Genomic DNA, 26,177 nt, shown 5'->3' with positions numbered 1-26,177 from the left:
CCCCCCCCCCCCCCCCCCCCCCCCCCCCCCCCCCCCCCCCCCCCCCCCCCCCCCCAGCGCGGTGATCCACGGACGGCGGCCAATGGCCGCCGTTTTCGTTGAGGCGGGCGAAACTGCACGTGACGTTTGCCGAAGGCGTGCGAGGCGATGGTGCGGACGAGGGGAGGCGGGTGCAAAAAGAAAAAGGGCTTTCCCGGAGGAAAGCCCTTTTAAGGTGGCGCGGCTGGCAGGATTCGAACCCACGACCCCTTGGTTCGTAGCCAAGTACTCTATCCAACTGAGCTACAGCCGCACGCAAAACGGTACTGCTTCAACTGTCGGAACCTTCTGCGATGGGAAGGCCCCCAAATAAGTGGCGCGGCTGGCAGGATTCGAACCCACGACCCCTTGGTTCGTAGCCAAGTACTCTATCCAACTGAGCTACAGCCGCACGCAACAACACACTTCTACTGCTTCGAACTGAAAGGGCCTTCGGTTCGGAAGGCCCTCGAAAAGGTGGCGCGGCTGGCAGGATTCGAACCCACGACCCCTTGGTTCGTAGCCAAGTACTCTATCCAACTGAGCTACAGCCGCACGCAGAAGCGGAAGTATAGCAGAGTCGTATAAAAAGGGAAGCCTTATTCGCGAATTTGGTGCGATGGCCTTGGGCGAGCGCCCTTCGTGTACCCTTGGAGGATCAGTCATTCACGTTGAATCCGCATCATGAACAAGGCGTTTGTCAAAGAGTCGGACGGTGACGACGACGATCTCGACCCGGCTCAACCCGCGATTCCGGCGGGCGCGAAGAACTACATCACGCCGGCCGGCCACAAGCGGCTGAGGGACGAGCTGCTGAACCTGATCGACGTCGAACGTCCCGAGGTCGTGCGGCTCGTGTCGTGGGCCGCCTCGAACGGCGACCGGTCGGAGAACGGCGATTACATCTACGGCAAGCGGCGGCTTCGCGAGATCGATCGCCGCATCCGCTTCCTGACGAAGCGGCTCGACCTCGCCGAGGTCGTCGACGCGAGCCGGCAGGAGAACGTCGACCAGGTTTTCTTCGGCGCGACGGTCGATTACGAGACGCCGGACGGCGAGGACCACACGGTGACGATCGTCGGCATCGACGAGGTCGATCTCGACCGCGGCTGCGTCAGCTGGATTTCGCCGGTCGCGCGTGCGCTGATCAAGGCGAAGATCGGCGATACCGTCACGCTGATGACGCCGGCCGGCCCTCAGCCGATCGACATACTCGACGTCCGGTATCCGGCGCGCGGCGACGCCTGAGCGTCGGCCGGCGCGACGCGGCAAAGCAAAAGCGCCCCGTCGGGGCGCTTCGTCTTTCCGCGTACGGCGAATGTGCCGGTCGCTCAGAAGCGATGGCGCAAGCCGGCCGTGACCGCGATCTGCTTGTTGGTCGACGATGCGGCGCCCAGCCCGTTGATGTTGGCGCCGAGGTCGAGCCCGTCGCTGTTGACCTTCTGGAACTCGCCCTGCAGGTACACGTCGGTGCGCTTCGACAGCGCGTAGTCGGCCTGCAGATTGAACTGGTGCCAGGTCGGCTTGTCGCCGGACAGGCGGCCCTGCGTATACGTGTAGGAGCCGGCGAGCGACAGGGCCGGCGTCAGCGCGTAGCGGCCGTTGACTTCGTAGTTGCTGAAGCGGCCGCTGTCGCCAAGGCCCGTGATGCCGCCCGTTACGCCCGATTGGCCGGCGCTGATCGCGCGCAGGCCGCTAAGGCGCGTCTGCGTGAACACGAAGCCGACCGTCGCGGGGCCGAACCCGTAATTCAGGCCGGCGCCCTAGGTACGCTGCACGCGCGACGCGAAGGTCCAGTCGCCGGTGACCGCACCCGGATCGGAGGCGGCCTGCGCGAGCGCGTTGACGTCGCTGTTCAACTGCAGGTAGGCCGCGGCGAAATTGAAGCCGAGGTAGCTGTACGACACGCCGCCGCTATACGCGCGGTTGTTCGCGAACGCCGACGAATTCGAGAACCCGTACAACGCACCGAACTTGAGGCCGCCGTAGTTGGCGCTCTGGTACTTGACCGAGTTGTTGATCCGGAACGAGTTGTTCAGGTTGTCGTTGTCGAACGGGTGGGCGAACTGGGTGCCGCCATACTGGGTACCGGTCAGCGACAGCGGCCCGAGATAGTCGACCACGCTGTCGTATTGACGGCCCAGCGTCAGCGAGCCGTAGGTGGTGTGCGCGAGGCCCACGAACGCCTGCCGGCCGAATTCGCGGCCGTTCTGCTTGAGCGTGCCGTTGTTGATGCCGAAACCGTTTTCCAGCGTGAAGATGGCTCTCAGGCCGCCGCCGAGATCCTCGGTGCCGCGCAAGCCCCATCGGCTGCCGTTGATCGAACCGCTCGTTTCCTGCCAGGCGCTGTGGCCATGCTGATTGTTCGTGTAGGTGATGCCTGCGTCGATCAGGCCGTACAGCGTCACGCTGCTTTGCGCATGGGCTGCGGTGACGAATACACCCGACAACGCGGCGACGATCAAGGTCTTTTTCATGGATCTGTCTCCAAACAGGATGTCGATCGAACCTGCGGCGGACTGGTCGTGTTCGCCTGACGCCGTAGTCGCTCCGGCGGCGCGGTCGTGCGATCGTCAGAAAGCCACCTTCAGTGTATGAAGGGCGCCGAGCGAGGGCGGCTGGCGCTTTAAGAAATAATGTATTTTGGAATCCGCAAAAATCGACGGGTGCGCGCGAACGCTTGTCCCGCAAGGATCTGCGGCGGTGCAGCGAAAGGAAGCAGCAATGGGAACGACGTAACGGGCGTTGCGCGGCCGCGACAGACAGTCAGCAGCGAGCGGGGGCTTCTATAGCGCGATTATTGACACATCGGCAATAGAGGTTTGTGTGGAGCATGGATAATGAAAGGTAGTTCTCTCGCTATACTGCGATCTCTGCTTTCCGAAGCAGACTTTTTCGTTGACGGAAAAGATCTCCAAACCTTTGTCGGCGCGACTTCCCAGTCGCGCTTTTTTTTTGCCCCGCTGCGCGGTGCGCTACCGCGTGTACGAGCGGCGCTTGCGCTTGCCTGCAGGCACGGCCTCTTCTGCTTCGACCGGCAGCGGCGTGTAGGTCCAGTCTTCCATCACGTAGTGACGGGCATCCAGAGGCGATGCGAGCAGGTTCTGCCAGTGATCGCCGTGCCACGTCATATCGAATTCGGCGTCGCACGGCGCTTCGCGCGCGGACTCGGCCAGGGCGCGGGACTTGCGACGTACGCGCCCGAGCCGGCTCGCGAAGCGCTTGATTCCGTCCAGCCACATGACCCTCTCCTTCCTTTCGGCGTTGCTTCAGGATCGCAATGTCTCCGCATTTCCGCAACCCGGAAAAAACCCGAGGATTTTACCGGGTCGATTTGTCCCCGGTAGAAATTTCGCGACCGATGATTATCGAGGATCCGATCCCGGTAATGTTGACAGGTTTTTGATGCGAATCAATTAATCAAGGATGATGGTGTACCGATTCCAGCGGTATTAGCATCTTTTCGATAAAGCACACGTCAAAAATTTTCTTGACGCACCCGGATTGTCCAATTTATAAAGTCAGCACTCCGTCCTCGGGCGGCGCGCCGGTGCGGATGCCGGCGCAATGTTTCGGGATTTCGGGTAACGGCTATAAAAATAGCTTTTTTGATCTTATCGAGTGGGGAACGCAGACATGGATACCGGTATCGTGAAATGGTTTAACGATGCTAAAGGTTTTGGGTTTATTACGTCGGACAATGGCGGTGAAGATTTGTTTGCGCACTTTTCCGAAATCCGGATGGACGGCTTCAAGACGCTGAAGGAAAACCAGCGTGTTTCGTTCGACGTCAAAGTCGGGCCGAAAGGCAAGCAGGCAGCGAATATCCAGGCGGTCTGACGCGCCTCGCATTGCCGATCACGTCCGGCCCCCGCATCGCGGGGGCTTTTTGTTTTCCGGGGACGGAGCATGCCGGCTCGGGCTGGCCGCGAGTACGCATGCCGGTGCATACTCACGAAAGCACCGTTTCCCAGTCTTTTCATGTCCGATTCCCGTCCGCCCGATCCCGCCAGCGAACAGCCGCTAGTCTTCGTCGACCTTGAAACCACCGGCGGCTCGTCCGCCGACCATCGCATCACCGAAATCGGCGTGGTCGAAATCGGGCCGCTCGGCGTGTCGACGTGGTCGAGCCTCGTCAATCCGGGGCAGGCGATTCCGCCGTTCATCCAGCAACTGACGGGCATCTCGGACGCGATGGTGCGCGATGCGCCGACGTTCGCGTCGCTCGCGCCGGCGCTGTTCGAGCGGCTCGACGGCAAGCTGTTCGTCGCGCATAACGCGAGCTTCGATCGCGGCTTCCTGCGCGCCGAATTCGAGCGAGCCGGGCTCGCCTTCAATCCCGATGTGCTCTGTACCGTAAGGCTGTCGCGCGCGCTGTTTCCGCGCGAATCGCGGCACGGGCTCGATGCGTTGATCGAGCGGCATGGGCTCGTGCCGGCAGCGCGCCACAGGGCGCTGGCCGATGCCGACCTCCTCTGGCAGTTCTGGCGCCAACTGCACGACATCGTGCCGCTCGAGCGGCTGCGCGACCAGATCGCGCGGACGACGCGCCACTTCCGTCTGGGCGGCGACCTGACCGAGGCGTGGCTGGATACCGCGCCGGCAGGGTGCGGCGCGTATGCGCTGTTCGGCGAGCGCGACGAAGCGCTGTATGTCGGCCGCAGCGTGCGCGTGCGGCAGCGGCTGCGCGCGCTGCTGACCGGCGAGCGCCGGTCGTCGAAGGAAATGCGGCTGGCGCAGCAGGTGCGGCGCGTCGAGTGGCGCGAGACCGGCAACGAGCTCGGGGCGATGCTTGCCGAAGCGCAATGGATCGCGCGGTTGCGTCCGTCGTACAACCGGCGCCCCGCAGCCGACGCCGCTCGCGCGGGCGGTGCGCCCTGGCCGTTCGACGGCGCCGTCGCGTTCGAGGCGAACGGCGAGCGCCGCCTGTTTCACGTGATCGACGGCTGGTGCTATCTCGGTTCGGCGGAATCGCTCGATGCGGCCGCGCGGCTCGTGGCCGACGCGGCGGGCGGGGCGTTCGAACCCTTCACCCATCGCCTGCTGCAGCCGCATCTCGCGCGCGGCTTGCAGATGATTCCGCTCGCGGCGCTCACGCCGGCCGATTGAGCGGGCGGCCCGGGTCCGTGGCCTCGCCTGCGTCAGCCGATCGCGCTGGCCCCACCGGCGGCGCACACGTGTGACAGCGCGGTATCGAGGGCCTGCGTCTGCCTCGAATCGTAACGCGTGAGCGTCTTCCAGTTCGCGATGCTGCGCGCGAGCCGCGCCTGGCAATCGGGCGCCTCGCGCAGCGGGGCGACCTGCGCGAGACCGGCGAGCATTTTCTGCGTCAGCCGGTCGAGTGCCGGCCGCGTGCTGGTCGCGAGGTCGGGTGGCGTGCCTTCCGGCGGCCGCGTCGTGCGCCACGTCGCGAACAGTGCGTTCTGCACGTCCTTGCTCGCCGTGATCTGATCCTCGAAGAAGGTTCGGGCAAACGCGGGATCGACGCCGGCCTGGACGGCGCGTTTTTCGACCGCGGTGAGCAGCGCCGCTTCGCGCGGCTGGTCCTCGATGGCCTTGTGATTCGCCCATTTCCATCGCGCGACCGGTTCGGCGAGCGCGAGCCGCTGCGACGCGAGTGCGACGATGTTGGTGAGGGCGGTGTCGTCGCCGTCTGCACGGGCGGTATGCGGGGAGAAGAGGGCGACGCCGAGCGCGGCGACAGCGAGGCTGGCACGAATGGCTTGCTTCATCGGAACGATCGGGAGAGCCGGGCGGGCCGGACGTGGAAAACCAGAAGGATAGACGAAGACAGTCGCGCGGCGTAGCGTCGCGACAGCAGAATCAGCAGGCGAGCCGATCCGGCACCGTCAGGCTGTTGCGGCCCGGGTGCGAGGCGAATGGCGCGCGAGGCGCACGGATGAACCGCACGATAGCGATGATCGACACGTGGCGGTTACAGAACCGAACTGACGTTCACTTCGGCGAGTACAGCTTGTGCTGCTCGTCGAAGAATGCCCGAACGTGCTCGGGCAACTCGGCGAGGAATTCCACGCCGACGGGTTCCGGATCCGGGCTCATCACTTGCTCGGGCGGTGGCATGCGAGTTGGTCTTTCGTCCATGATCGTTTCTCCAGCAGGTTCAATGATTATCAACCTCGCGCTCGGATTTATGCCAGCGTCGAATCGTTAGATTTTGTCTCTGTTGTATTAACGGCACATGCGCTCCGACGCGCGGTGCGATGCCCGGTATGGCAACCGCGCGATCGGCAACGATCGGGCCGCTTGCTATACTTGCGCGCACTTTTTCCTGGACCGCGATGAGACGAACGACGCGATGGATCGGCCTCGTATGGCTGGCGCTGGTACTGAACGTACTGTCGCCCGTCGTCGGCTACGCGCGTCTTGCGTCGAACGGCTCCGGCACGCTCACGCTCGAGTTGTGCAGTGCAGCGGGCGCCCGTCAGGTCGTGCTCGCGCAAGCGGGCGACGACCGCGACACGTCGTCGTTCGACCACGCCGGCGTCCCGCATTGCGTGTACTGCCCCGGCTTCGCGGCGAACGTCGCGCTGGGCGCGAGCCTGCCCGCGATGCCGGGTTTCGTGCGCACGTTCGCGTATCGGGTGGCTGCGCCGCTCGTTCCCGACGTGCGCTGCAAGGGCATCCGTCTCGCGCAGCCGCGCGCCCCGCCTGAAAACGTTCCGGTCTGATTGATGTCGTCCGCGCGCCCTGGTGGCGTGCGAGCCGCCCGCGGCCCCGGCCCGCGCGTCGCGTCGTTCGTGCGCGGTTCGTGCCCCGGTGTCCGGCGGCGTCCGATCACGTTTTCAGGAACTCACTCATGTCGTCTCCCCTTGCCGCGCGGCCGTCGCGCGGCCAGCTCGCGCTCGCATGCGCGGCCGCTTTCGCATGGCCGGCCGCTTACGCGGCTTCAGCCGACGATGTCCGTGCCGAGGCCGCCCGCGGCGGTCACGCCGATCGTCCTGCCGCCACCGCGCCGGCCTCCGCCGGTGTCGCCGCATCGGCCGCGCCGGCCGGCGAGACGCTGTCCGCCGTCAGCGTGACCGCGCAGCGGCAACCCGTCGATCCGGATACGCCGGCCGTCGTCACGTCGATCACCCGCGAGCAGATCGATGCGTACACCAACGTCACCACCGAGGACGCGCTGAAGTACGCGCCGAACCTGATGGTTCGCAAGCGCTACATCGGCGACCGCAATAGCGTATTCGCGGGCCGCGACTTCAATGAACTGCAGAGCGCGCGCGGGCTCGTCTATGCCGACGGCGTGCTGCTGTCGAACCTGCTCGGTTCGAGCTATGCGTACCCGCCGCGCTGGTCGCTGATTCCGCCCGACGACATCGCGCGCGTCGACGTGCTCTATGGCCCGTTTTCCGCGCTGTATCCGGGCAACTCGATCGGCTCGACCGTGCTGCTCACCACGCGCCGCCCGGAACAGCTCGAGGCGTCGCTGTCGACGCAGTTCTTCACGCAGCGTTACCACGACGGCTACGGATTCGCGGACAGCTTCGGCGGCAATCACCAGACCGCGCGGATCGCGAACCGCGTCGGCCGGTTCTGGTTCGCGCTGTCGCTCGACCGGCTGGAAAACGACGGCCAGCCGATGCAGTATGCGAGCCCCAATTCCGCCTACAACCCGAAGCTGGGCGCCGCCGTCCCGGTGGCGGGCGCGGCGACCGACATCGGACCCAACGGCAAGCGGCGGACCATCGTCGGCGCGCAGACGATCGAGCGGACCGAGCAGCTCAACGAGACGGTGCGGATGGGCTATGCGTTTTCCGATCACGTCGATGCGACGTTGACGCTCGGGCATTGGGAGAACCATTACCGGCAGCACGGCGAGACCTTCCTGCGCGACGCGACGGGCAAGCCGGTCTACGGCGGCAACGTGTCGATCGGCGGCCAGAACATGACTGTCGCGCCGAACGCGTTCGCGCCGCAGCGCGGCGACCAGGAGAACTGGCTGTACGCGCTCGGGTTGAACGGCCGGCTCGATTCCGGCTGGCGGCTGTCGGGCGTCGTGTCCGCGTACGACGTCTCGCGCGACGTGCTGCGCGCGGCCTCGACCGTGCAGGGCGGGGCGGGTACGCTGTTCGAGGGCGACGGCACCGGCTGGCGCACGCTCGACCTGAAGGCCGAGGCGCCGGAAGTGAAAGGCCATACGTTCACGTTCGGCTATCACTACGACAACTACTTCCTGCGCAACGCCACGTACAACACGGCCGACTGGCTGGCCGGGCCGACCACGTCGCTCGCGAGCGTCTATCGCGGCGATACGCGCACGCAGGCGCTGTTCGGGCAGGACGCGTGGCGCTTCGCGCCGGGCTGGCTCGCGACGCTCGGGCTGCGCTACGAGCGCTGGGACGCGTATGGCGGCGCGCTCGGCAATGCGAACGGCACGCTCGGCTATGCGGACCGGAGCGCGAACGCGCTGTCGCCGAAAGTCGCGCTGCAATGGGACGCGACGGATGTCTGGCGCTTCCGGCTGTCGTTCGCGACCGGCACGCGGTTTCCGACGGTCGGCGAGCTGTTCCAGGGCACGATTTCGAATAACGCGATCGTCAACAACAACCCGAACCTGCGGCCGGAAAAGGCGATCGACTGGGATTTCACGGCCGAACGCGACGTGGGTGTCGGCGTCGTGCGCGCCAGCGTGTTCCAGAGCGACCTGCGCGATTCGATCTACAGCCAGACGACGGTGGCGGGTGCGACCACCGTCACCAACGTGTCGAACGTCGACCGCGTGCGCGTACGCGGCGTCGAACTCGCGTTCAGCGGCGAGAACGTCGGGCTGCGCGGGCTGAACATCGACGCGAACGTATCGGCGAGCAACGCGCAGATTCTCGCCGATGCCGCGAACCCGGCCTACGTCGGTTCGCGCTTTCCGCGGATTCCGCGCATGCGCGCGAACCTGCTCGCGTCGTATCGCTTCGACGAGCACTGGCTGGCGAGCGTCGGCGTGCGCTACTCGGGCCGTCAGTTCAACACGCTCGACAACAGCGACGTGAATCCGGACGTCTACGGCGGCACGAGCTCGTTTACGGTCGTCGATCTGAAGGCGCGCTACCGCTTCGACCGTCACTGGAGCGCGTCGGCGGGCATCGACAACCTGACGGGCCGCCGCTACTACGTGTTCCACCCGTATCCGGGCCGCACGTTCTATGGAGAACTGAAGTGGTCGCTGTGAAACCGTTCGCGGCAGGCTGCGCGCCGCGGCTCGCGACGCCGTCGTCCGCCGGCGCGCACGAGGCGTCCGGAGGACCGAAAGCCGCCGATTCGCAGGGCGTGCAGTATGCGAACGCGGAGCCGATACCCCAGTGGCTGCGGGTGGCGCTCGATGCGCAATGGAGAGGGGAGATGCCGCGCACCCTGTGGATCGGGCGAGATGGTGTGCGTGAAGCTTCCAGCGGATTGCGGACGGCCGACGTGCTCGACGGCGGCTTGCGGCACGCGAAGCGTTGACGGAGCCGGTGGCGCGCGGCGAACGCGCCGCGCGCCGGCCCGATGCGAAAACGCGCCCGAAGGCGCGTGGAGAGAAAACGTCAGGCCGCTCGCCTGAATAGGCGGATCACGAACAGCAGGATCACCGCGCCGATGACCGCGACGATCACCGAGCCGATGAAGCCGCTGCCGATGCTGATGCCGAGCAGTCCGGCAAGCCAGCCGCCAATCACCGCGCCGACGATCCCGACGATGATGTCGACGATCAGCCCGAAGCCGCCGCCCTTCACGAGCAAGCCGGCCAGCCAGCCGGCGATCGCGCCGATGATGAGCCACATAATCAAGCCATGAGTCATGGTGGTGCTCTCCTTGGGTTGAGTCGAAATGACCGGGCACGGGCGGTCGCGCGCCGCAAGCTGGTTGAAAGCGGCTGCGGCCGCCGCACCGCCCACGCAATGTAACGCGATAGGCGGGTCGGAATCGTTAAGTAATGTTATGCACCCTTAAGGAGATTTTCCAGGGAGATTTGTCTGCGTACGGCTCGATTCGTGCGCGCACCGCGCATGGCGCGCGGCCAAGCCGGTCTGCAGGAATGAGGCGCGGCCGAAAATTCGTCGATCGGGCGCATCGTGGCGTGCATGGGCACCTCGGGCCGTCCGTCGGCAGCGTCGGCTGTCAGCCGCGCAACGGTCACGGCATCGCCGATCGCCAGCAGTGCGAAACGGGCAGGCAAGGGCGAGCAAGAGCGACGTATCGGCTTCACCGATCCGGGGCATCGTGTGGCCCGCGCGGCGGCGTAGAGGGCGTCGCATTCGGCGTCCGTCATCATTCGGTATCCTGACTGACTGGCATTGGTCGAAGTAGGTGGATGGAGCGCGATCGAGCGCGGCGGCCATGGCGTCAATGTGCGAGGCGTGCCCGGCGGCCGGGCACGTGATGGACGATGCTGTTGCTTGCGCCGTACAGGTCGGACAGCCGGCCGTCGGGGCCATGGCCGCCGCGGGCCGAGCCGCTGCGCACCGCGATGGGTGATCGATACGATTGGCTGGCCGCCGCCGAGTGGGGAGAAGTCGTGCGGGAGGTGTGGGCGAGGTGGCGCAGATAACGGCCGCCGCGAGGATCGCGCGCTGCGCGATCGGCAGGGCGTCGTCGACCGGCCTCACGATTTCGGCGCCGGAAAAGAGAAAAGGTCTGACAAGCGATGCTTGTCAGACCTTTATGTCTTGGTGCCGGAGATAGGAGTCGAACCTACGACCTTCGCATTACGAATGCGCTGCTCTACCAACTGAGCTACACCGGCAGCAGAGAAATGAAATTATATGGTCAAATCCGCGATCTTGGCAATAGGTTTTGCGAAATTTTTTCAGCTTGCTGCTACTGCTTCGCGAAACCCTCGATCCGGCGGACTTTCCGCTTCCACTTCACCGCGATGCGACCCGTTAGGGCCACATCGCGAAGGCGCGATTGTACTGATGTCTCGCGCCTCCGTCCAGTGCTGCAGTGCAATTATTTTGCTTCGTCGTGATAGCCGGTCACGCGCTCGACTTCGTTCTTCGAGCCGAGGAATACGGGCACGCGCTGGTGCAGGCCGGTCGGCTGCACTTCCATGATGCGCTGCGTGCCGGTCGTCGCGGCGCCGCCCGCCTGTTCGACGATGAACGCCATCGGGTTCGCTTCGTACATCAGGCGCAGCTTGCCCGGACGATCGGGCGTGCGCTTGTCGGCCGGGTACATGAAGATGCCGCCGCGGTTCAGGATCCGGTGCACGTCCGCGACCATCGACGCGATCCAGCGCATGTTGAAGTTGTCGCCGCGCGGGCCGTCCTTGCCGGCGTTCAGCTCGTCGACGTAACGCTTGACCGGGTCGTACCAGTGGCGGGCGTTCGATGCGTTGATCGCGTATTCGCGCGTGTCGGCCGGGATCTGCATGTTGCTCTGCGTGAGCACCCACGAGCCGACTTCGCGGTCGAGCGTGAAGCAGTTCACGCCGTTGCCGGTCGTCAGCACGAACACCGTCTGCGGGCCGTACACGGCATAGCCGGCCGCGACCTGCTGCGTGCCCGGCTGCAGGAACGATTCCTCGGTCGCCTGCTTGCCGTCCGGGCAGCGCAGCACCGAGAAGATCGTGCCGATCGACACGTTCACGTCGATGTTCGACGAACCGTCGAGCGGGTCGAACACGAGCAGGTATTCGCCGCGCGGGTAGTTCGCCGGGATCGGGAAGAACGTTTCCATTTCCTCCGACGCCATCGCGGCGAGGTTGCCGCCCCATTCGTTCGCGTCGAGCAGGATTTCGTTCGACAGGATGTCGAGCTTTTTCTGCACCTCGCCCTGGACGTTCTCGCTGCCGGCGGTGCCGAGTGCTTCGCCGAGCGCGCCCTTCGACACGTTGTAGCTGATCGCCTTGCACGCGCGGGCGACGACTTCGATCAACAGGCGCAGGTCGGCGGGGAGGTTGTTGGTCTCACGTTGCTGTTCGATCAGGAACTTCGACAGCGTGGTGCGGCGGGCAATGGACATGACAGACTCCGAAAGGCGAAAGAATCCTTGAATGGCCGCAATTTTACCCGTCGCGCCTGCGGTGCCGCCGGCTTTTTTCGTCCGGTTACATGGGCGGGCCGCCGAATCGGCCCGGTATCGGGCGACGCCGGCGGGCGGGGGCGTTCATCGCAGCCGCGGCCGGTCGGGCGGTCCGACCCCGCGATCGCGAGCGGTTTCAGCCGCGCCCGCGCAATGAAAAAGCCGGTGCCGCGTGAGGCGGCACCGGCTTTTTCATTGCGCGGACGCGACAGCGGGCGATCGCGTGACTTACGCGAGCGCCTTCTCGACGATCTCGCGCACGTCGCGCGATTTCGCGCCGGCGGCGACCTGCTCGAGCGCTTCGCGCATCCGGTCGCGCAGCGCCGGCGTGAAGCGGCGCCACAGTTCGAGCGAGCGCGCGAGGCGCGCCGCGACCTGCGGGTTGATCGCGTCGAGCGCGAGCACCTGTTCCGCCCAGAACGCGTAGCCCGACCCGTCGGCCGCGTGGAATTGCGCGGGGTTCGCCGCGCAGAAGCTGAAGATCAGCGAGCGCGCGCGGTTCGGGTTCTTCAGGTTGAACGCGGGGTGCGCGAGCAGCTTGCGCACCTTCGCGAGCGTCGGCTGCGCGGGCGTACCGCGTTGGGCCGCCTGCATCGCGAACCACTTGTCGATCACGAGCGCTTCCTTTTCGAAGCGACGGTAGAAGTCGTCGAGCGCATGCTCGGCCGGCCCGTTCGCCCCTGCGGCGGACGCCGACAGCAGCGCGCCGAGCGCGGCCGCGCGATCGGTCATGTTGTTCGCCGCGTCGTACTGGGCCGTGGCGAGGCGTACGGCATCGGCCGGATCGTCGAGCTCGGCGAGATACGCGAGCGCGAGGTTCTTCAGCGCGCGGCGGCCCGACGCTTCCGGCGTCGGCTCATAGGCGCCCGGCGTCTGGTGCTGCTCGTATGCGGCGAGCCAGTCGGCGCGCAGCGCGGTTGCGAGCTGGCGGCGCACGAACTGGCGCGCGCGATGCACGGCGGCCGGGTCGGCCTCGGCCATCTGGTCGGCGAGGTAGGTTTCCGACGGCAGCGTGAGCGCGAGTTCGCGGAACGCCGGCGACAGGCTTTCGTCGGTCAGCACGCGGCGGAACGCGGCGACGAAGTTCTCGCCGAGCGCGAGCGGCGCGTCGGCCGCGGCACGCGCGGCGAGCGTGAGCAGCGCGTGTGTCGCGAGGCGCTGGCCGGCTTCCCAGCGGTTGAACGGATCGCTGTCGTGCGCGAGCAGGAACGCGAGATCGTCGTCGCTGTAGTCGTACTCGACGATCACCGGCGCGGAGAAGTTGCGCAGCAGCGACGGCAGCGGCGCTTCCGGCACGTCGACGAACGTGAAGGTCTGCTCGGTGTCGGTGAACTCGAGCACGCGCGTCGTGCCCGATGCGGCGGCCTCGCCGTCCAGACGCAGCGGCAGGTCGCGCCCGTCGCGGCCGATCAGGCCGATCGCGAACGGGATCAGCAGCGGCCCCTGCTGCGTTTCGCGCGCGGCCGGCGACGCGTCGCCGTAGCCTTGCGCGAGGGTGACCGTATAGCGGCGCGCGGCCGCGTCGTACGCGGTGCGCACCGACACGCGCGGCGTGCCGGCCTGGCTGTACCAGCGCTCGAACTGCGCGAGGTCGCGCCCGTTCGCGTCGGCCATCGCGTGGCGGAAGTCGTCGCAGGTCACCGCGTGGCCGTCGTGGCGCTTGAAGTAGAGATCCATCCCCTTGCGGAAGCCGTCGCGGCCGAACAGCGTCTGGTACATCCGCACGACTTCCGAGCCCTTCTCGTAGACGGTCATCGTGTAGAAGTTGTTGATCTCGACGTAGCTCTCCGGGCGTACCGGGTGCGCCATCGGGCCCGCGTCCTCGGCAAACTGCAACTGGCGCAGCACGCGCACGTCCTCGATGCGCTTGACCGCGCGAGCCGCCGATTCGACGTCGTCGCCGGCGGCCATGTCGGCCGAGAATTCCTGGTCGCGGAACACCGTCAGCCCTTCCTTCAGGCTCAACTGGAACCAGTCGCGGCAGGTCACGCGGTTGCCGGTCCAGTTGTGGAAGTACTCGTGGCCGACCACCGACTCGATGTTCGCGAAATCGGTGTCGGTGGCGGTCTCGGGGTTTGCGAGCACGTACTTCGTGTTGAAGATGTTGAGCCCCTTGTTCTCCATCGCGCCCATGTTGAAGTCGCCGACCGCGACGATCATGAAGCGGTCGAGATCGAGCTCGAGGCCGAAGCGCTTCTCGTCCCAGCGGATCGAGTGGATCAGCGAATCCATCGCGTGACGCGTCTTGTCGAGGTCGGCCGGCTCGACCCACACCTGGAGCAGCTTTTCCTTGCCGGAGCCGGTCGTGATCTTCTCCTCGATCGCGACGAGCTTGCCGGCGACGAGCGCGAACAGGTAGCTCGGCTTGCGGAACGGGTCTTCCCACTTCGCGAAGTGGCGGCCGTCGGGCAGGTCGCCCGAATCGACGAGGTTGCCGTTCGACAGCAGCACCGGGTATGCGGCCTTGTCGGCGCGCAGCGTGACGGTGTACGACGCCATCACGTCGGGGCGGTCGAGGAAGTAGGTGATGCGGCGAAAGCCCTCGGCTTCGCACTGCGTGAAGAAGTTGCCGCTCGACACGTAGAGGCCGGACAGCGTCGTATTCTGGTCGGGCGCGCACGCGCTTTCGAGCGTCAGCTCGAAGGCGTCGGGCACGTTCTCGACCGTCAGCCCGTGTTCGTGCGCGCGCACCGCGCCGTGCGGCGCGCCATCCAGCCGCGCGCCGAGGAATTCGAGCGCCTCGCCCATCAGCTCCAGGTGCGGCGCGGGCGCGGCGTCCGGATTGCGGCGCACGCGCATCGTATTCCTGACGATCGTGCGGGCCGGCGCGAGATCGAATTCGAGTGCGACGGAATCGATGAGGAAGGCCGGCGGCGTGTAGTCGGCGCGGCGGATCACGGTGGAGGAGGCGTTGTCGGACATGGTCGTCGAGATCGGTGGAGTGGGGGACGGGCCCGTCGCGCGGGCCAGGCGAACCGGGTCATTGTACAAAGGCTTGCGGCGGCGTGTCGGGCGAACTTTTTACCGCTTCCGGCAGTCCGCGTATTATCGACATCCCGTTGTCGTTCGCGCGGTGCGACGAACGGGTGACGGATCGACGAGGATCAACATGAAACGCGAATGGATTTTTCGCGGTGCGGGCTGGGCGGCGGTGCTGTGCGTCGCGCTGCTGACCGGCTGCACCAGCTACGTGACCACCCGGGTCACGGCCTTCTCCGACTGGAGCGGCAGCGACGCGACCCGCACCTATGCGTTCACGCGCACGGACGCGCAGAAGAACAGCATCGAGCAGTCGACCTACGAGCCGATCGTCGCGAACGAGCTGTCCGCGTATGCGTTCCGGCAGGTGCCGCAGTCGCAGGCACGCTATCTGGTCGGGCTGACCTATTCGGTCGGCAGCGATCTCGTGACGGTGCCGCAGCCGGTCTACTATGACCCGTGGTTCATGGGGCCGGGGCCGTACTGGCGAGGCGGGCCGTGGAGCCCCTGGGGCCCGTGGGGGCCCTGGGGGCCGATGCCGGCCGGCTACGTCGCGCAGACGTACCAGGTCTTCGACTACGTGCTCGGCATCCGTATCACCGAGCGCGCGACGGGCAAGGAGGTCTACAACGTGACCGCGCGCACGACCGGGGACAACGGCACGCTGCTGTACGCGATGCCGTTCCTCGCGCGTAGCGCGCTCGCCGATTTTCCGTTGTCGAACGGTGCGGTCCGCACGGTCCGGCTGCCGGTCGACAAGCGTGGCGGGCCGGCGGCGCCGGCCGCCAACGAGCGCGCGGTGCCGGCGGCGCCGGCCTCGGGCGCGGCCGTCGCAAAGTAGCGCGGCATTCGCGTCGGCGCGGCCGCCCGGCCGCGCCGGCCCGATTCCTTTCAGATTCCGATGCCGAGCAGCGCCAGCGCGCCGAGCACGACGAACAGCACGGCCGCGATCCCGTGCACGAGCTTCGTCGGCAGGCTGTGCGCGAAGCGGTCGCCGAGCAGGATCGCCGGCACATTGGCGAGCATCATCCCGAACGTCGTGCCGGCCACGACGCCGATGTAATCCTGGAAGCGCGCGGCCAGCGCGACGGTCGCGATCTGCGTCTTGTCGCCCATTTCCGCGAGAAAGAACGCCACCAGCGTCGCGCCGAACACGCCGAGCCGCGAGCGGGTCGCATGGGCTTCGTCCTCGTCGAGCTTGTCCGGCACCAGGATCCACAAGCCCATCGCGATGAACGAGAACGCGAGCGCCCAGCGCATGATCGACGGCGTGACGAGCACGCCCAGCCATTCGCCGAACGCACCGGCGAAACCGTGGTTGACGAGCGTCGCGACGAGTACGCCGAGAATGATCGGCACCGGCTTGCGATAGCGCGCGGCCAGAACGAGGGAAAGCAGTTGGGTCTTGTCGCCGATTTCAGCGAGGGCGACGGCGCCGGTGGAGATCAGGAAGGCTTGAGACACGTATGGGGTTCCACGGGCCGATGTTGTGCATGCGAGCGACGATCCGCCGCGCGCCGGGCCCTGATGCGGTGCGCAGTGAACCATCGGTCTCGCCAGGCCAACGTGGCTGCGCCCGCCATGGCCGAACGGCCAAGTCTGTTGACGGACGCCTCCGTCACGATGCGCGCCGGGGGCGCGGGACATCGAGCGGAGCGGCTACTCCCCAATGAGCGGCGAATTCTAGCACGGCGCATCGCGCGCCGGAAAGCGGCCGGGCCGCGGTGCGGCGCGCCGCATTCGACTGCCGGCATGACGACACGGCGAAGCGGCGAAGCGGCCGCGCCTGCCGGAGCGCGGCGCGGGTCGCTACGCGGCGGCCGGGCCGCGCGCGGCGCCGCGCTCGTGCACGAGTTTGCCGGCCGCATAGGTACGGTACACTGCGCGGTCGTCGCCGAGCAGCGCGAACGCGAACAGCAGTTCCTCGAGCGAATCCGCGCGCTTCGTGCGGCGCGCGAGCAGCGGCGTCGCCTGCGGATCGAGCACGACGAAGTCTGCCTCGGTGCGCGGCGCGAGCGTGCCGACCGTGTCGGCGAGGTCGAGCGCCCGCGCGGCGCCGGCCGTCGCGAGCCAGAACATCCGCGTGGCGCTCAGGTGGTGGCCCGACAGCCGCGCGACCTTGTGCGCCTCGTTCATCGTCTGCAGCATCGAGAACGACGTACCGCCGCCGACGTCGGTCGCGAGCGTGACGGGCACGTCGTATTCGCCGGCCTTGTCGAAATCGAACAGGCCGCTGCCGAGGAAGAAGTTCGACGTCGGGCAGTGCGCGACGACGGTGCGCGTCTCGGCCATCCGGCGGCGATCCTCGTCGTCGAGGTGGATGCAATGGCCGTACACCGCGCGCGGACGCAGCAGCCCGTAGCGGTCGTAAATGTCGAGATAGCTGCGGTGGCCGGGGAACAGCTCGGCCGCCCATTTCACCTCGTCGACGTTTTCCGCGACGTGGCTTTGCACGAACACGTCCGGATGGCGGCGCGCGAGTTCGCCGCACGCCTCGAGCTGCGCCTCGGTCGACGTCGGCGCGAAGCGCGGCGTGAGCGCGTACATCTGGCGGCCCTTGCCGTGCCAGCGGCCGATCAGCTCGGCGCTGTCGTCGTAGCCCGACTGCGCGGTGTCGCGCAGGAATTCGGGGCAGTTGCGATCCATCAGCACCTTCCCCGCGATCATCCGCAGGTCGCGCGCGTCGCTCGCCGCGAACAGTGCGTCGGCCGACTGCTTGTGCACCGTGCAGTAGACGAGCGCGCTCGTGGTGCCGCACGCGAGCAGTTCGTCGACGAAGAAGTCGGCGACTTCGCGCGCATGCTCGGGGTCGCCGAACCGGCGCTCGGTCGGGAACGTGTACTTGTCGAGCCACGGCAACAGGCCCGGCGCCGGCGACGCGATCATGTCCGTCTGCGGATAGTGGATGTGCGTGTCGATGAAGCCGGGCACGATCAGCTTGTCGCGCAGGTCGTGGACCGCCGCATCGCGCGCGAGCGTCGCCGCGAGCGGCGCATACGGGCCGGCCGCGACGACCTTGCCGTCGTCGACGATCAGGAGCCCGTCGGTCTCGTAGTTCGCGGCCTGGCTCGATTGCGCCGGGTCGCCGTTGAAGGCCAGCAGTTGGGAACGGAAAGCGGTTTGCGTCATGACGAAGGGTCCTGCATCAAGGTAAGGCGAACAGAAGAAAACGGTCGACGCCGCACGGGGGCGGCGCGGTGCTGCACGAGCGGCGGCATGCTGCGTGCGCCACGACCGGCGGCGATGGCGCGGGCGAACGTGGCGGCCGAAGCCGCCAGCGCGTGGTTGCCCGCGCACCTCGCGGCCGCCGCGCGCGCAACCGGTGCGGCGGCGAACGGTACGGCAAGCCACGACGGAGCGCGCGTGCGGGTGTCGACGCGCCGCGCCGCCGCTTCGCGAGCACGCAGGCGGCCGGCCCGGCGCGAGGCCGAACGGGGAAACGCGAAGCGGATGCCGTTGCCGTGTTTCATCTGTCTAGCGGGCCTCGATGCGGGCCGTCACGCGGCCTGCCAGTACGCGTCGAGGCGCGCGTACAGTGCGTCGCGCTGCGCCGGTTCGATGAACGACGCCTCGAAGCCGTTGCGGATCACCGCATGGACTTCGGCATCCGTCAGTTGCAGCCCTTCGGCCGTCGCGAAGTAGTTTTCGTTGACGTAGCCGCCGAAATAGGCCGGATCGTCGGAGTTGATCGTCACCGCCACGCCGCGGTCGAGCAGTGCCTTCAGCGTGTGCTTCGTCATGTCGTCGAACACGCACAGCTTCAGGTTCGACAGCGGGCAGACGGTGAGTGCCGTGCGCGTTTTCGCGAGACGCTCGACGAGTGCTGCGTCCTCGATGCTGCGCACGCCGTGGTCGATCCGGTCGACCTTCAGCACGTCGAGCGCTTCGTAGATGTACGCGGGCGGACCTTCCTCGCCCGCATGCGCGACGAGCTTCAGCCCGAGCGCGCGCGCCTTGTCGAACACGCGAGCGAACTTCGCCGGCGGATGGCCGAGCTCGGACGAATCGAGGCCGACGCCGATCAGCCGATGGCGATAGCGCTCGAACAGCGGCAACGCGGATTCGAACGTCGCGAGCGCGTCCGCTTCGGACAGGTGGCGCAGGAAGCACAGGATCAGCTTGCTCGACAGCCCGCGTCGCTCGGCATCGGCGAGTGCGCGCTCGATGCCCGCGACGACCGTCTCGATCGGCACGCCCCGCTCGGTGTGTGTCTGCGGGTCGAAGAACAGCTCGGTATGGACGACGTTGTCGGCGAGCGCACGCTCGCAGTACGCGGCCGTCATGTCGTAGAAATCCTGCTCGGTGAGCAGCACGCTCGCGCCGGCGTAGTAGATGTCGAGGAACGACTGCAGGTCGGTGAACGCGTACGCGGCGCGCAGCGCATCGATCGAATCGTACGCGAGCTTCACACCGTTGCGCTGCGCGAGCGCGAAGATCAGTTCGGGCTCGAGCGAGCCTTCGATATGGATATGCAGCTCCGCTTTCGGCGCGCGGGCAATCTTGTCCTTGAATGTCGGGGTCATGGCGTCGTTCTTGGTCGGTCAGTAGGTAGGGGAAGCTTGCGCGGCCGCATTCGCCTCGACGGCCTGCAGCAACTGCGCGGCCACCGAGATCGCGATCACTTCGGGCGCCTTGTCGACGATGCCTTCGACACCGATCGGGCAGCGCATCCGCGCGACCTGGGCCGGGTCGATGCCGATCGCCGCGAGCCGGTGATCGAACTGCATGCGTTTCGTGCGCGAGCCGGTCATCCCGAAGTACGCATAGTCGCCGCGTCGCAGGATGCGCTCGGCCAGCACGAAATCGAGTGCGTGGTCGTGCGTCATCACGACGAAGTAGGACCGCGGCGGCGCCGCGTCGACCGCGTCCGCCGGGGAAGCGGTCGCGTCGATCGTGACGTTGCCGATGCCGGCGAGCGCGTCGGCCCCGTCGATCCAGCGTACGTGGCACGGCAGCGTCGCCAGCACCTTCACGAGCGCGGTGCCGATGTGCCCCGCGCCGAACAGCACGACGGGGAACGCATACGGCGCGATCGTTTCGGTCATCAGTGACACGCCGCCGGTTTCCCACAGCAGGCAGTCGGCCCGCGCGGCTTCCGATTCGGGCTCGCTCAGCAACGGCGCGCCCGGCGAGGGGCCGAATGATACGCTACGCACGGTCGCGGCGCCGGCCGCGACGCGCTTGGCGAGCGACATGATCCAGCCGAGGTCGCCGACGTCGAGCCGTTCGAACGCGAGCACCACGGCGCCGCCGCAGCACTGGCCGAGGCTCGGGCCGAGCGCGAGCCGCTCGAGCCGGCGTGCGTGCGGCACGTGCGCGCCGTCCTTCAGCAGGTGCCGCGCGATCTCGATCGCCTTCCATTCCAGATGACCGCCGCCGATCGTATGGCGGGCCGTGTCGCGCGTGACGAGCATCTTGGTGCCGGCTTCGCGCGGCGCGGAGCCGTCGGTGTGCGCGACCGTCACGAGCACGGCCGCTTCGCCGTGCGCGAGCAGTTGCTGCAGATCGCCGAGCCAGGCTTCCATCAGCACGCTCCGTTCGGGACGACGCGGCACGACGCGCTGCGCGGGCTGGCGGGCGTGGTGGCGAGGACGGACGGGAGCGGGGCAGGCCGGCGGCACGGCTCATGCCATGCGGGGGCCGCGGACCGGCGTGCGCGAACGGCGCCGCCGGACGCGCGGACGCCATGAGGGTGACGGATGCGGATGGTTTGCGTTGTCATGATGAATCCAGTCGACATTGCGGATCGGGCGCGCGTTACGCAGGCAGCGGTGAGACCGCCTGGCCTCGCGCACGTAGATCGCCATCCAGTCCCGAAGATAGCATCGCCACGCGGCGGGAACATGGCTGGGCGGTGATCCGGGGTATCAGGCGGCGATCATGTCGATCATAGGCCCGCCGCGCCAGATCGGGGGGCCGATGCAGGCGCATCGGCCGAAACGCACGTGTGACGGGGCGAGGCGCGGCGATGGGGCGCCGCGCCGCCGGCCCGGACATCCGGGCGGCGGCGGGGTAGGTGTTTACGCGCGACGACGGGGCGGGGCCGGCGCACGCATCGGCCGGCGCCCGGTGGCGACTCGCAGGCGGCGCGCGGCCCATTCGGTCGGGCCGCGCATGCTGTCGGCAGGCAACGCGGGCTCGGTCAGCCCGCGAGCTTGCGGCGATGGCGCCAGAGGCTCGCGACGACCGCGACCAGGATCAAGGCGAAGCCGATCAGCGCCCAGCCGGGCAGCAGGATGCCGAGGATCGGCGGGTAGACGGTCTCGCACAGCCCGGCGACCTTGAACATGCCGGGGAACCACTGCGCGGGCGGCAGGCTGTCGACGATCGGCTGCAGCGTGTCGAAGCCGCAACTGAAGCCCGGATTCATCTGAATCGACAGGTGCCGCGCGGCCGTGCCGACACCGCCGGCCGCGGCGATCGCGATCAGCAGCTCGAGCACCCAGACACCGCGCCAGTTGCGGATCCCGGCGGCCAGGAACGCGAAGATCCCGATCGCGCAGAAGAAGTAGCGCTGGATGATGCACAGCGGGCACGGGTCTTCGTTCTTCACGTACTGCAGGTACAGCGCACCGGCCAGCAGCGCGATGCACACCCATCCGAGCAGCATCAGCAGGTGGCGTTCGCGGCGTAGTGCAAGCGTGTAGTCGTTCATGTCGGCGGGATTCCTCGTCGGTCGGTCCGGAAAACAATCGCGCGATTTTAGCGCGAACGGTCTGGCACGAAACTGACAGCGCGCGTGCGGCAACCTGCCGCACCGCGCGCGTTGCCCGCCGGCGGCTGACCGGCGGTCAGCGAATCGTGTTCAGCACGGCCTCGACCGATTGGCCGATCGCCAGCAGCGCGTCGTCGCGATGCGGCGCCGCCGCGAGCATCAGGCCGACCGGCGCCGCGTCGCGCGCGTGGCACGGCAGCGACAGCCCGCACGCATCGAGGAAGTTGAACGCGCTCGGGTTGCGCAGGATCAGCGCGTTGGTGCGCGTGAACGCGTCGTCGTCCGTTTCGAGGTCGGCGATGCGTGGTGGCACGACGGGCACCGTCGGCGCGACGAGCGCATCGAAGCGCGCCCAGACCGTGTGCGCGGCTTCGTCGAGCATCGCGGCGCGCGCGGCGAGCAGGTCGAGATAGTCGGCCGCGCTCGCGGGTTCGCCCTTCAGGATTCGCGTCAGTACGCGCGGGTCGTACTGGTCGCGATGCTTGGCGAGCAGCGGTCGATGCCATGCGTACGCCTCGATCGGCGAGAAGCCGAAACGGTTGATCTCCGGCAACCGGTCGAGCGCGGGGAAGCGCACTTCGGTGACGATCGCGCCGGCGGCTTCGAGATGCTTGAGCGCGGTGTCGAGCGCGGCCGCGACGTCGGCATCGACGCCGTCCGTCACGTAGTTCGTCAGCACGCCGAGCCGTACGCCTTCGAGGGGCCGGGCGGCCGGCACGTGCGGCTCGAGCCCCGCGAGCATCCGGTCGACGAGCGCGCAGCACGCGACCGTCAGCCCGATCGGCCCGAACGAATCGAGCGTCGTCGACAGCGGCACGCCGCCTTGCGTCGGGATCCGGCTCGCGGTCGGCTTGAAGCCCGTCAGCCCGCACAGCGCGGCCGGAATCCGGATCGAGCCGCCGGTGTCGGTGCCGAGCGCGACGGCGGCCATCCCGTCGGCGACCGACGCGGCCGCGCCCGACGACGAGCCGCCCGAAATTCGCGCATCGCCGGGCACGTCGCGGCGGTACGGCGAGCGCGGGTTGCCGAAGTGCGGATTCAGCCCGAGCCCCGAGAACGCAAACTCGCTCATGTTGGTGCGGCCGACCAGCACCGCGCCCGCGCGCCTGAGCCGCGCGACGGCGACCGCATCGGTGCGCGCGGCCGGCGCGCCGTCGAGCACGCGCGACCCCGCGCGCGTGACCTGGCCCGCGACGTCGAACAGGTCCTTGACCGACACGGGGATGCCCGCGAGCGGCGACAGCACGGTGCCCGCGGCGCGCAGCCGGTCGTGCGCGTCGGCGGCCGCGCGTGCGTCGTCGGCATCGACTTCGGTGAAGACGACGGCGCCCTGGCCCGACGGATCGGCGATCCGGTCGAGCGCGGTGTCGACGAGCGCGCGGCTCGTGGTCCGGCCGGCGGCGAGGTTGGCGGCGAGCTGGGCGAGTGGGGGGAACGGCGTGAAAGTGGTCATGGCGGCTCAGGGGCGAAGATGTTGAACAAGCGTGGAGCGGAACGAATCGATATGGCTTTCGACGGCTGCGCGCGCGCCGGCGGCGTCGCGTGCGGACAGCCGGTCGAACAGCGCGCGGTGCTCGTGCTGGACGTCGGCGAGATGGTGCGGTTCGGACAGCGTGACGAACCAGAAGCGCAGCGAGCGTTCATGCAGCGCGCGCAGGATGTCGGCCAGCACCGCGTTGCGCGCGGCCGCGGCGATCGTCTGATGAAACGCGCGGTCGAGCTCCATCATGCCCTCGACGTCGTGTGCGTCGACGCAGGCCTGCCCGTCGTCGAGCAGCGCGGCCAGGCGCGCGAGATCGTCGGGCGTCGCATGGCGCGCGGCGAGTTCGACGCAGTGCGCTTCGTTGATGCGCCGCACGTCGATCACCGCGACGATGTCGTCGAGCGACAGCGGCTGCACCATCAGGCCCTTGCGCGGCATCACCGACAGCAGCCCCTCGAGCACGAGCCGATGCACGGCCTGGTGCACCGGTGTGCGGCCGATTCCCGTCCGCGCGACGAGCTCGGCTTCGTTGAGCGCGGCGCCCGGTTTCAGGCGCATCGTGACGATGTCGCGCTGGATCAGCGCGTACGCGCGGTCGGCGAGACTCGCCGGCGACGCGGCGGGGCGGTCGCGGGTGACGTCGGTCAGGGTGCTCATATGGGGTTCGGCACCGGGGCCGGAAGGCGCGCGATCATGACGCGGCGGGCTCGGGAAGCGTGGGCGATCTCTGGATATTATTGTGATATATCACGGGTGTCCAGCCGAAGAGCGGTATGGGCAGCGGGGGCCGGGTGCGCGAACGGGGCCGCATGCCGCCGCGGCGGCCCTGCCACCGACTTGCAACAATATCGACAGGATGTTGCAGGTTTGCCGCGTGATCGTGCACTGAAGCATAATGAATCCTCGTCTATTCATACGCGTGAGCGACGTACCAGACCATCGTCATGAGCGAAAACACGCCTTCCCCGGCCGGTCTGCCCGGCACCTTTTCCGCTTCTTCCGATTCCCCCCGTCCCGATCCGGCGAAAACGCACGATGCGCAGGCCGCCGTGCAGAACGCCGCCGACGACGGCGCGTCGCCCGTGACGGCCGCATCCGAGCCCGGTGCACCCGGCGCGGCGGGCGCGACCGGGGATGGCGCCGCCACGGCCGCGCCGCCGAAGCCGGGTGCGCCGCCGCCCGGATTCGGCGCGCAGCCCGATTTCGACACGCCGCGGCCGCCGCCCGCGAACGCGCAGAATGCGCCGCCGGCCTACCTGAAGCAGAGCGACACGCCGTGGTCGGTATTCGGCCGGATCGTCGCGGCGCGCGCGCGGCGGCTGTTCGACCGCGCCGGCCAGCGCATCACGCAGCGCACGCTGCGCATCGGCGTGTCGGCGCGGATCTTCCATCCGGAGCCGGGCGCGAAAGGGCTGCGCGGCAAGACGCTGCAGTATCTCGAGGAATCGATCGCCCACTGGGTGATGTCGCGCGACGTGCTCGTGTTCATGATTCCGACCGTCGGCCATCAAGGCATGATCCATCCGAGCAACATCCGCCTGCGCGACTACGCGAAGCATCTCGACGGCCTGCTGCTGCAAGGCGGCGCCGACGTGTCGCCGCAGACCTACGCGGCGTCGGATGCGCGACCCGAATGGCCGGGCGATCGCGTGCGCGACATGTACGAGCTCGAGCTGCTGCACGAATTCGTCGAGTCCGGCAAACCCGTGCTCGGCGTGTGTCGCGGCTGCCAGTTGATCAACGTCGCGTTCGGCGGTTCGCTGTACCAGGACATCGCCACCGACGTGCCGACCGCCCATGCGCACGTGAGCGAGCATTACGACCAGCACCGTCACGCGATCCGTTTTCCCGACACGTCGACGCTCGCGAGCATGTTCCCGGGGCGCAGCGAAGCGATCGTCAACTCGATTCACCATCAGGCGATCCGCGATCTCGGCCGCGATCTGAACATCGAGGCCGTGTCGGCCGGCGACGGGATCATCGAAGGCATTCGCCATCGGCGTTCGCCGTTCGTCGTCGGCGTGCAGTGGCATCCGGAGTTCCATCGCGCGGGCGGCTCGGAACTGCTCGACTGCACGCCGCTGCTCGATGCATTTCTGCGCGCGGCGCGCGAAACGCGCCTGTAGCCCGCCGTATTTTTCGTGTTGAACGCCGGCCGGCCGCATCCCGATAAATTCGAGATGCGGCCGTTTCGTTTTGAACGATAATCGCGAGTTCCGATTCGTTCGCCGGAGTCTGACGTTGGCTTTCCGAAACTTTTCCCCTGCACGATGCGCAACGTGGATCGTTGCACTGGCTGCCTGCGCGCAAGCGGGCGCGGCCTGGTCAGCCGACGCGACCGCCCCCGCTGCCGGTACGCGTCCGGCGGTCACGAGCCTGAGCGGCGGCGCGTCGCCCGCGGCATCGGCCGCGGCCGCGACGGACGTCGCCGCGCAAGGCAACGTTGCCGAGCTGACGCAGATGCTGCACGACGGCCGGATCGTCGAGATGCGTACGACGTACAACGGCAGCTACGGCGCGAGCCTGATGTTCGATCCGCGCGAGATGACGTATTACGTCGCGCTGTTCCAGGACAAGAATCTGTGGCGCGTGATCCGTTCGCAGGACAAGAATCGCGCGGAGATGGTGTATGCGAACTTCGTCCAGCAGACGGCGCAACTCGCCGATATCGAGATCCGCCGGACCGAGCTGCAGGCGCAGAAGGCATTTCTTGAACGCGTGATTGCGCTGCAGGCGAATCGTGCGCAGCAACTGCAGGCCGACCTGAGCGTCGCGCGCAGCCAGCAGGCCGAAGTCGCGCAACGGCAGAAGTCGGCGCAGGAGCAGGCGCAGGCGCTGCAGGTCGAGAAGCGGGCGGCGCAGTTGCAGTTGCGCGATCTGCAGGAGCAGGTGCGGCAACTCGAGAAGCAGACCGAGATGGGGTTGCCCGTGCACAAATAACGATCCGTCGAGCGGACGGAGCGAGAC

The 26,177-nt window shown here is 67.6% G+C and carries 22 protein-coding genes, 4 tRNA genes, 2 pseudogenes and 1 riboswitch; of the genes and pseudogenes, 9 read left to right on the top strand and 19 right to left on the bottom strand.

What is annotated here, in order from left to right:
* Window positions 1-215: 215 nt before the first annotated feature.
* The 3 genes from LGN10_RS05295 to LGN10_RS05285 form a co-directional block, all read right to left on the bottom strand.
* Window positions 216-292 (bottom strand) — tRNA-Arg (locus tag LGN10_RS05295).
* 61 nt (window positions 293-353) lie between these two features.
* Window positions 354-430: transfer RNA gene (locus LGN10_RS05290), tRNA-Arg, on the bottom strand.
* Window positions 431-496: 66 nt separating this feature from the next.
* Window positions 497-573 (bottom strand) — tRNA-Arg (locus LGN10_RS05285).
* Between the two features lie 129 nt (window positions 574-702).
* On the opposite strand from LGN10_RS05285, the gene greB reads away from it, so the two are divergent.
* A complete protein-coding gene (greB, locus tag LGN10_RS05280; protein ID WP_006486618.1) occupies window positions 703-1,266 on the top strand; it encodes a transcription elongation factor GreB in 564 nt (187 codons plus the stop codon).
* A gap of 83 nt (window positions 1,267-1,349) precedes the next feature.
* On the opposite strand, the pseudogene LGN10_RS05275 reads toward greB, so the two are convergent.
* Together LGN10_RS05275 and LGN10_RS05270 are read right to left on the bottom strand one after the other, a co-directional pair.
* Window positions 1,350-2,495 (bottom strand): annotated as a pseudogene (locus tag LGN10_RS05275) (porin).
* A 498-nt stretch (window positions 2,496-2,993) separates the two neighbouring features.
* Window positions 2,994-3,260, bottom strand: coding sequence for a hypothetical protein (locus LGN10_RS05270; RefSeq protein WP_089464612.1), 267 nt, complete (start codon window positions 3,258-3,260; stop codon window positions 2,994-2,996).
* Between the two features lie 394 nt (window positions 3,261-3,654).
* Between LGN10_RS05270 and LGN10_RS05265 the strand changes: the two genes are divergently transcribed.
* A complete protein-coding gene (locus tag LGN10_RS05265) occupies window positions 3,655-3,858 on the top strand; it encodes a cold-shock protein (protein WP_006476615.1) in 204 nt (67 codons plus the stop codon).
* A gap of 141 nt (window positions 3,859-3,999) precedes the next feature.
* Window positions 4,000-5,127: an exonuclease domain-containing protein gene (locus LGN10_RS05260; protein ID WP_089464613.1), complete on the top strand. Its 1,128-nt coding sequence runs from the start codon at window positions 4,000-4,002 to the stop codon at window positions 5,125-5,127.
* A gap of 32 nt (window positions 5,128-5,159) precedes the next feature.
* On the opposite strand, the gene LGN10_RS05255 is transcribed toward LGN10_RS05260, so the two are convergent.
* Window positions 5,160-5,750, bottom strand: coding sequence for a chorismate mutase (locus LGN10_RS05255; protein WP_059574099.1), 591 nt, complete (start codon window positions 5,748-5,750; stop codon window positions 5,160-5,162).
* A gap of 223 nt (window positions 5,751-5,973) precedes the next feature.
* On the bottom strand, window positions 5,974-6,078 hold the full coding sequence (locus tag LGN10_RS05250) for a chorismate mutase (RefSeq protein ID WP_162484450.1): 105 nt from the start codon (window positions 6,076-6,078) through the stop codon (window positions 5,974-5,976).
* Window positions 6,079-6,317: 239 nt separating this feature from the next.
* On the opposite strand from LGN10_RS05250, the gene LGN10_RS05245 reads away from it, so the two are divergent.
* The 3 genes and pseudogenes from LGN10_RS05245 to LGN10_RS05235 form a co-directional block, all read left to right on the top strand.
* The gene (locus tag LGN10_RS05245) at window positions 6,318-6,707 is read left to right on the top strand and encodes a DUF2946 domain-containing protein (protein WP_059574097.1); all 390 of its coding nucleotides are present in this window, start codon (window positions 6,318-6,320) and stop codon (window positions 6,705-6,707) included.
* 128 nt (window positions 6,708-6,835) lie between these two features.
* Window positions 6,836-9,199 carry a TonB-dependent receptor gene (locus tag LGN10_RS05240; RefSeq protein ID WP_099316170.1) on the top strand — a complete coding sequence of 788 codons (2,364 nt, stop codon included), beginning with the start codon at window positions 6,836-6,838 and terminating at the stop codon, window positions 9,197-9,199.
* A 92-nt stretch (window positions 9,200-9,291) separates the two neighbouring features.
* Window positions 9,292-9,474: pseudogene (locus LGN10_RS05235) on the top strand (TlpA family protein disulfide reductase); the annotation flags it as partial.
* A gap of 80 nt (window positions 9,475-9,554) precedes the next feature.
* On the opposite strand, the gene LGN10_RS05230 reads toward LGN10_RS05235, so the two are convergent.
* The 4 genes from LGN10_RS05230 to pepN form a co-directional block, all read right to left on the bottom strand.
* Window positions 9,555-9,809 carry a GlsB/YeaQ/YmgE family stress response membrane protein gene (locus tag LGN10_RS05230; RefSeq protein WP_006476609.1) on the bottom strand — a complete coding sequence of 85 codons (255 nt, stop codon included), beginning with the start codon at window positions 9,807-9,809 and terminating at the stop codon, window positions 9,555-9,557.
* An 868-nt stretch (window positions 9,810-10,677) separates the two neighbouring features.
* A tRNA-Thr gene (locus tag LGN10_RS05225) sits at window positions 10,678-10,753 on the bottom strand.
* 206 nt (window positions 10,754-10,959) lie between these two features.
* A complete protein-coding gene (locus LGN10_RS05220) occupies window positions 10,960-11,973 on the bottom strand; it encodes a class 1 fructose-bisphosphatase (RefSeq protein WP_059574095.1) in 1,014 nt (337 codons plus the stop codon).
* A gap of 288 nt (window positions 11,974-12,261) precedes the next feature.
* Window positions 12,262-14,955 carry an aminopeptidase N gene (gene pepN, locus LGN10_RS05215; protein WP_226222059.1) on the bottom strand — a complete coding sequence of 898 codons (2,694 nt, stop codon included), beginning with the start codon at window positions 14,953-14,955 and terminating at the stop codon, window positions 12,262-12,264.
* A 187-nt stretch (window positions 14,956-15,142) separates the two neighbouring features.
* On the opposite strand from pepN, the gene LGN10_RS05210 reads away from it, so the two are divergent.
* Window positions 15,143-15,853 (top strand): DUF4136 domain-containing protein, encoded by a 711-nt coding sequence (locus LGN10_RS05210; protein WP_059574093.1) that lies wholly within the window; start codon window positions 15,143-15,145, stop codon window positions 15,851-15,853.
* Between the two features lie 50 nt (window positions 15,854-15,903).
* On the opposite strand, the gene LGN10_RS05205 is transcribed toward LGN10_RS05210, so the two are convergent.
* The 8 genes from LGN10_RS05205 to LGN10_RS05170 form a co-directional block, all read right to left on the bottom strand.
* Window positions 15,904-16,476, bottom strand: a complete 573-nt coding sequence (locus LGN10_RS05205) for a TMEM165/GDT1 family protein (RefSeq protein ID WP_226222057.1) — start codon at window positions 16,474-16,476, stop codon at window positions 15,904-15,906.
* A gap of 78 nt (window positions 16,477-16,554) precedes the next feature.
* A riboswitch (yybP-ykoY riboswitch) is annotated at window positions 16,555-16,692 on the bottom strand.
* 129 nt (window positions 16,693-16,821) lie between these two features.
* Window positions 16,822-18,141, bottom strand: a complete 1,320-nt coding sequence (gene guaD / locus LGN10_RS05200; protein WP_226222055.1) for a guanine deaminase — start codon at window positions 18,139-18,141, stop codon at window positions 16,822-16,824.
* A complete protein-coding gene (locus tag LGN10_RS05195; protein ID WP_226222053.1) occupies window positions 18,138-18,482 on the bottom strand; it encodes a hypothetical protein in 345 nt (114 codons plus the stop codon). The genes guaD and LGN10_RS05195 overlap by 4 nt, the downstream gene beginning before the upstream one ends.
* 27 nt (window positions 18,483-18,509) lie before the next feature.
* Entirely contained in the window at window positions 18,510-19,535 is a 1,026-nt protein-coding gene (locus tag LGN10_RS05190) for an adenosine deaminase (protein ID WP_089464616.1), read from the bottom strand.
* A gap of 18 nt (window positions 19,536-19,553) precedes the next feature.
* Window positions 19,554-20,537, bottom strand: coding sequence for a xanthine dehydrogenase accessory protein XdhC (gene xdhC / locus LGN10_RS05185; protein ID WP_226222051.1), 984 nt, complete (start codon window positions 20,535-20,537; stop codon window positions 19,554-19,556).
* A gap of 617 nt (window positions 20,538-21,154) precedes the next feature.
* Window positions 21,155-21,667, bottom strand: a complete 513-nt coding sequence (locus LGN10_RS05180) for a disulfide bond formation protein B (protein WP_059638910.1) — start codon at window positions 21,665-21,667, stop codon at window positions 21,155-21,157.
* Window positions 21,668-21,803: 136 nt separating this feature from the next.
* Entirely contained in the window at window positions 21,804-23,180 is a 1,377-nt protein-coding gene (locus LGN10_RS05175) for an amidase (protein ID WP_226222049.1), read from the bottom strand.
* Window positions 23,181-23,186: 6 nt separating this feature from the next.
* Complete coding sequence (locus LGN10_RS05170; protein ID WP_059574086.1) at window positions 23,187-23,867, bottom strand: GntR family transcriptional regulator; 681 nt, start codon at window positions 23,865-23,867, stop codon at window positions 23,187-23,189.
* A 287-nt stretch (window positions 23,868-24,154) separates the two neighbouring features.
* Here LGN10_RS05170 and LGN10_RS05165 point away from each other — a divergent pair, with 287 nt between their 5' ends.
* Window positions 24,155-25,336: a gamma-glutamyl-gamma-aminobutyrate hydrolase family protein gene (locus LGN10_RS05165; RefSeq protein ID WP_059638912.1), complete on the top strand. Its 1,182-nt coding sequence runs from the start codon at window positions 24,155-24,157 to the stop codon at window positions 25,334-25,336.
* 115 nt (window positions 25,337-25,451) lie between these two features.
* A complete protein-coding gene (locus LGN10_RS05160) occupies window positions 25,452-26,150 on the top strand; it encodes a DUF2968 domain-containing protein (RefSeq protein ID WP_099316174.1) in 699 nt (232 codons plus the stop codon).
* Window positions 26,151-26,177 lie beyond the last annotated feature (27 nt).

The sequence above is a fragment of the Burkholderia sp. AU32262 genome, assembly GCF_020419985.1.
Classification (GTDB): Bacteria; Pseudomonadota; Gammaproteobacteria; order Burkholderiales; family Burkholderiaceae; genus Burkholderia; species Burkholderia semiarida.
This window is presented reverse-complemented; position numbering and strand designations above follow the sequence as displayed.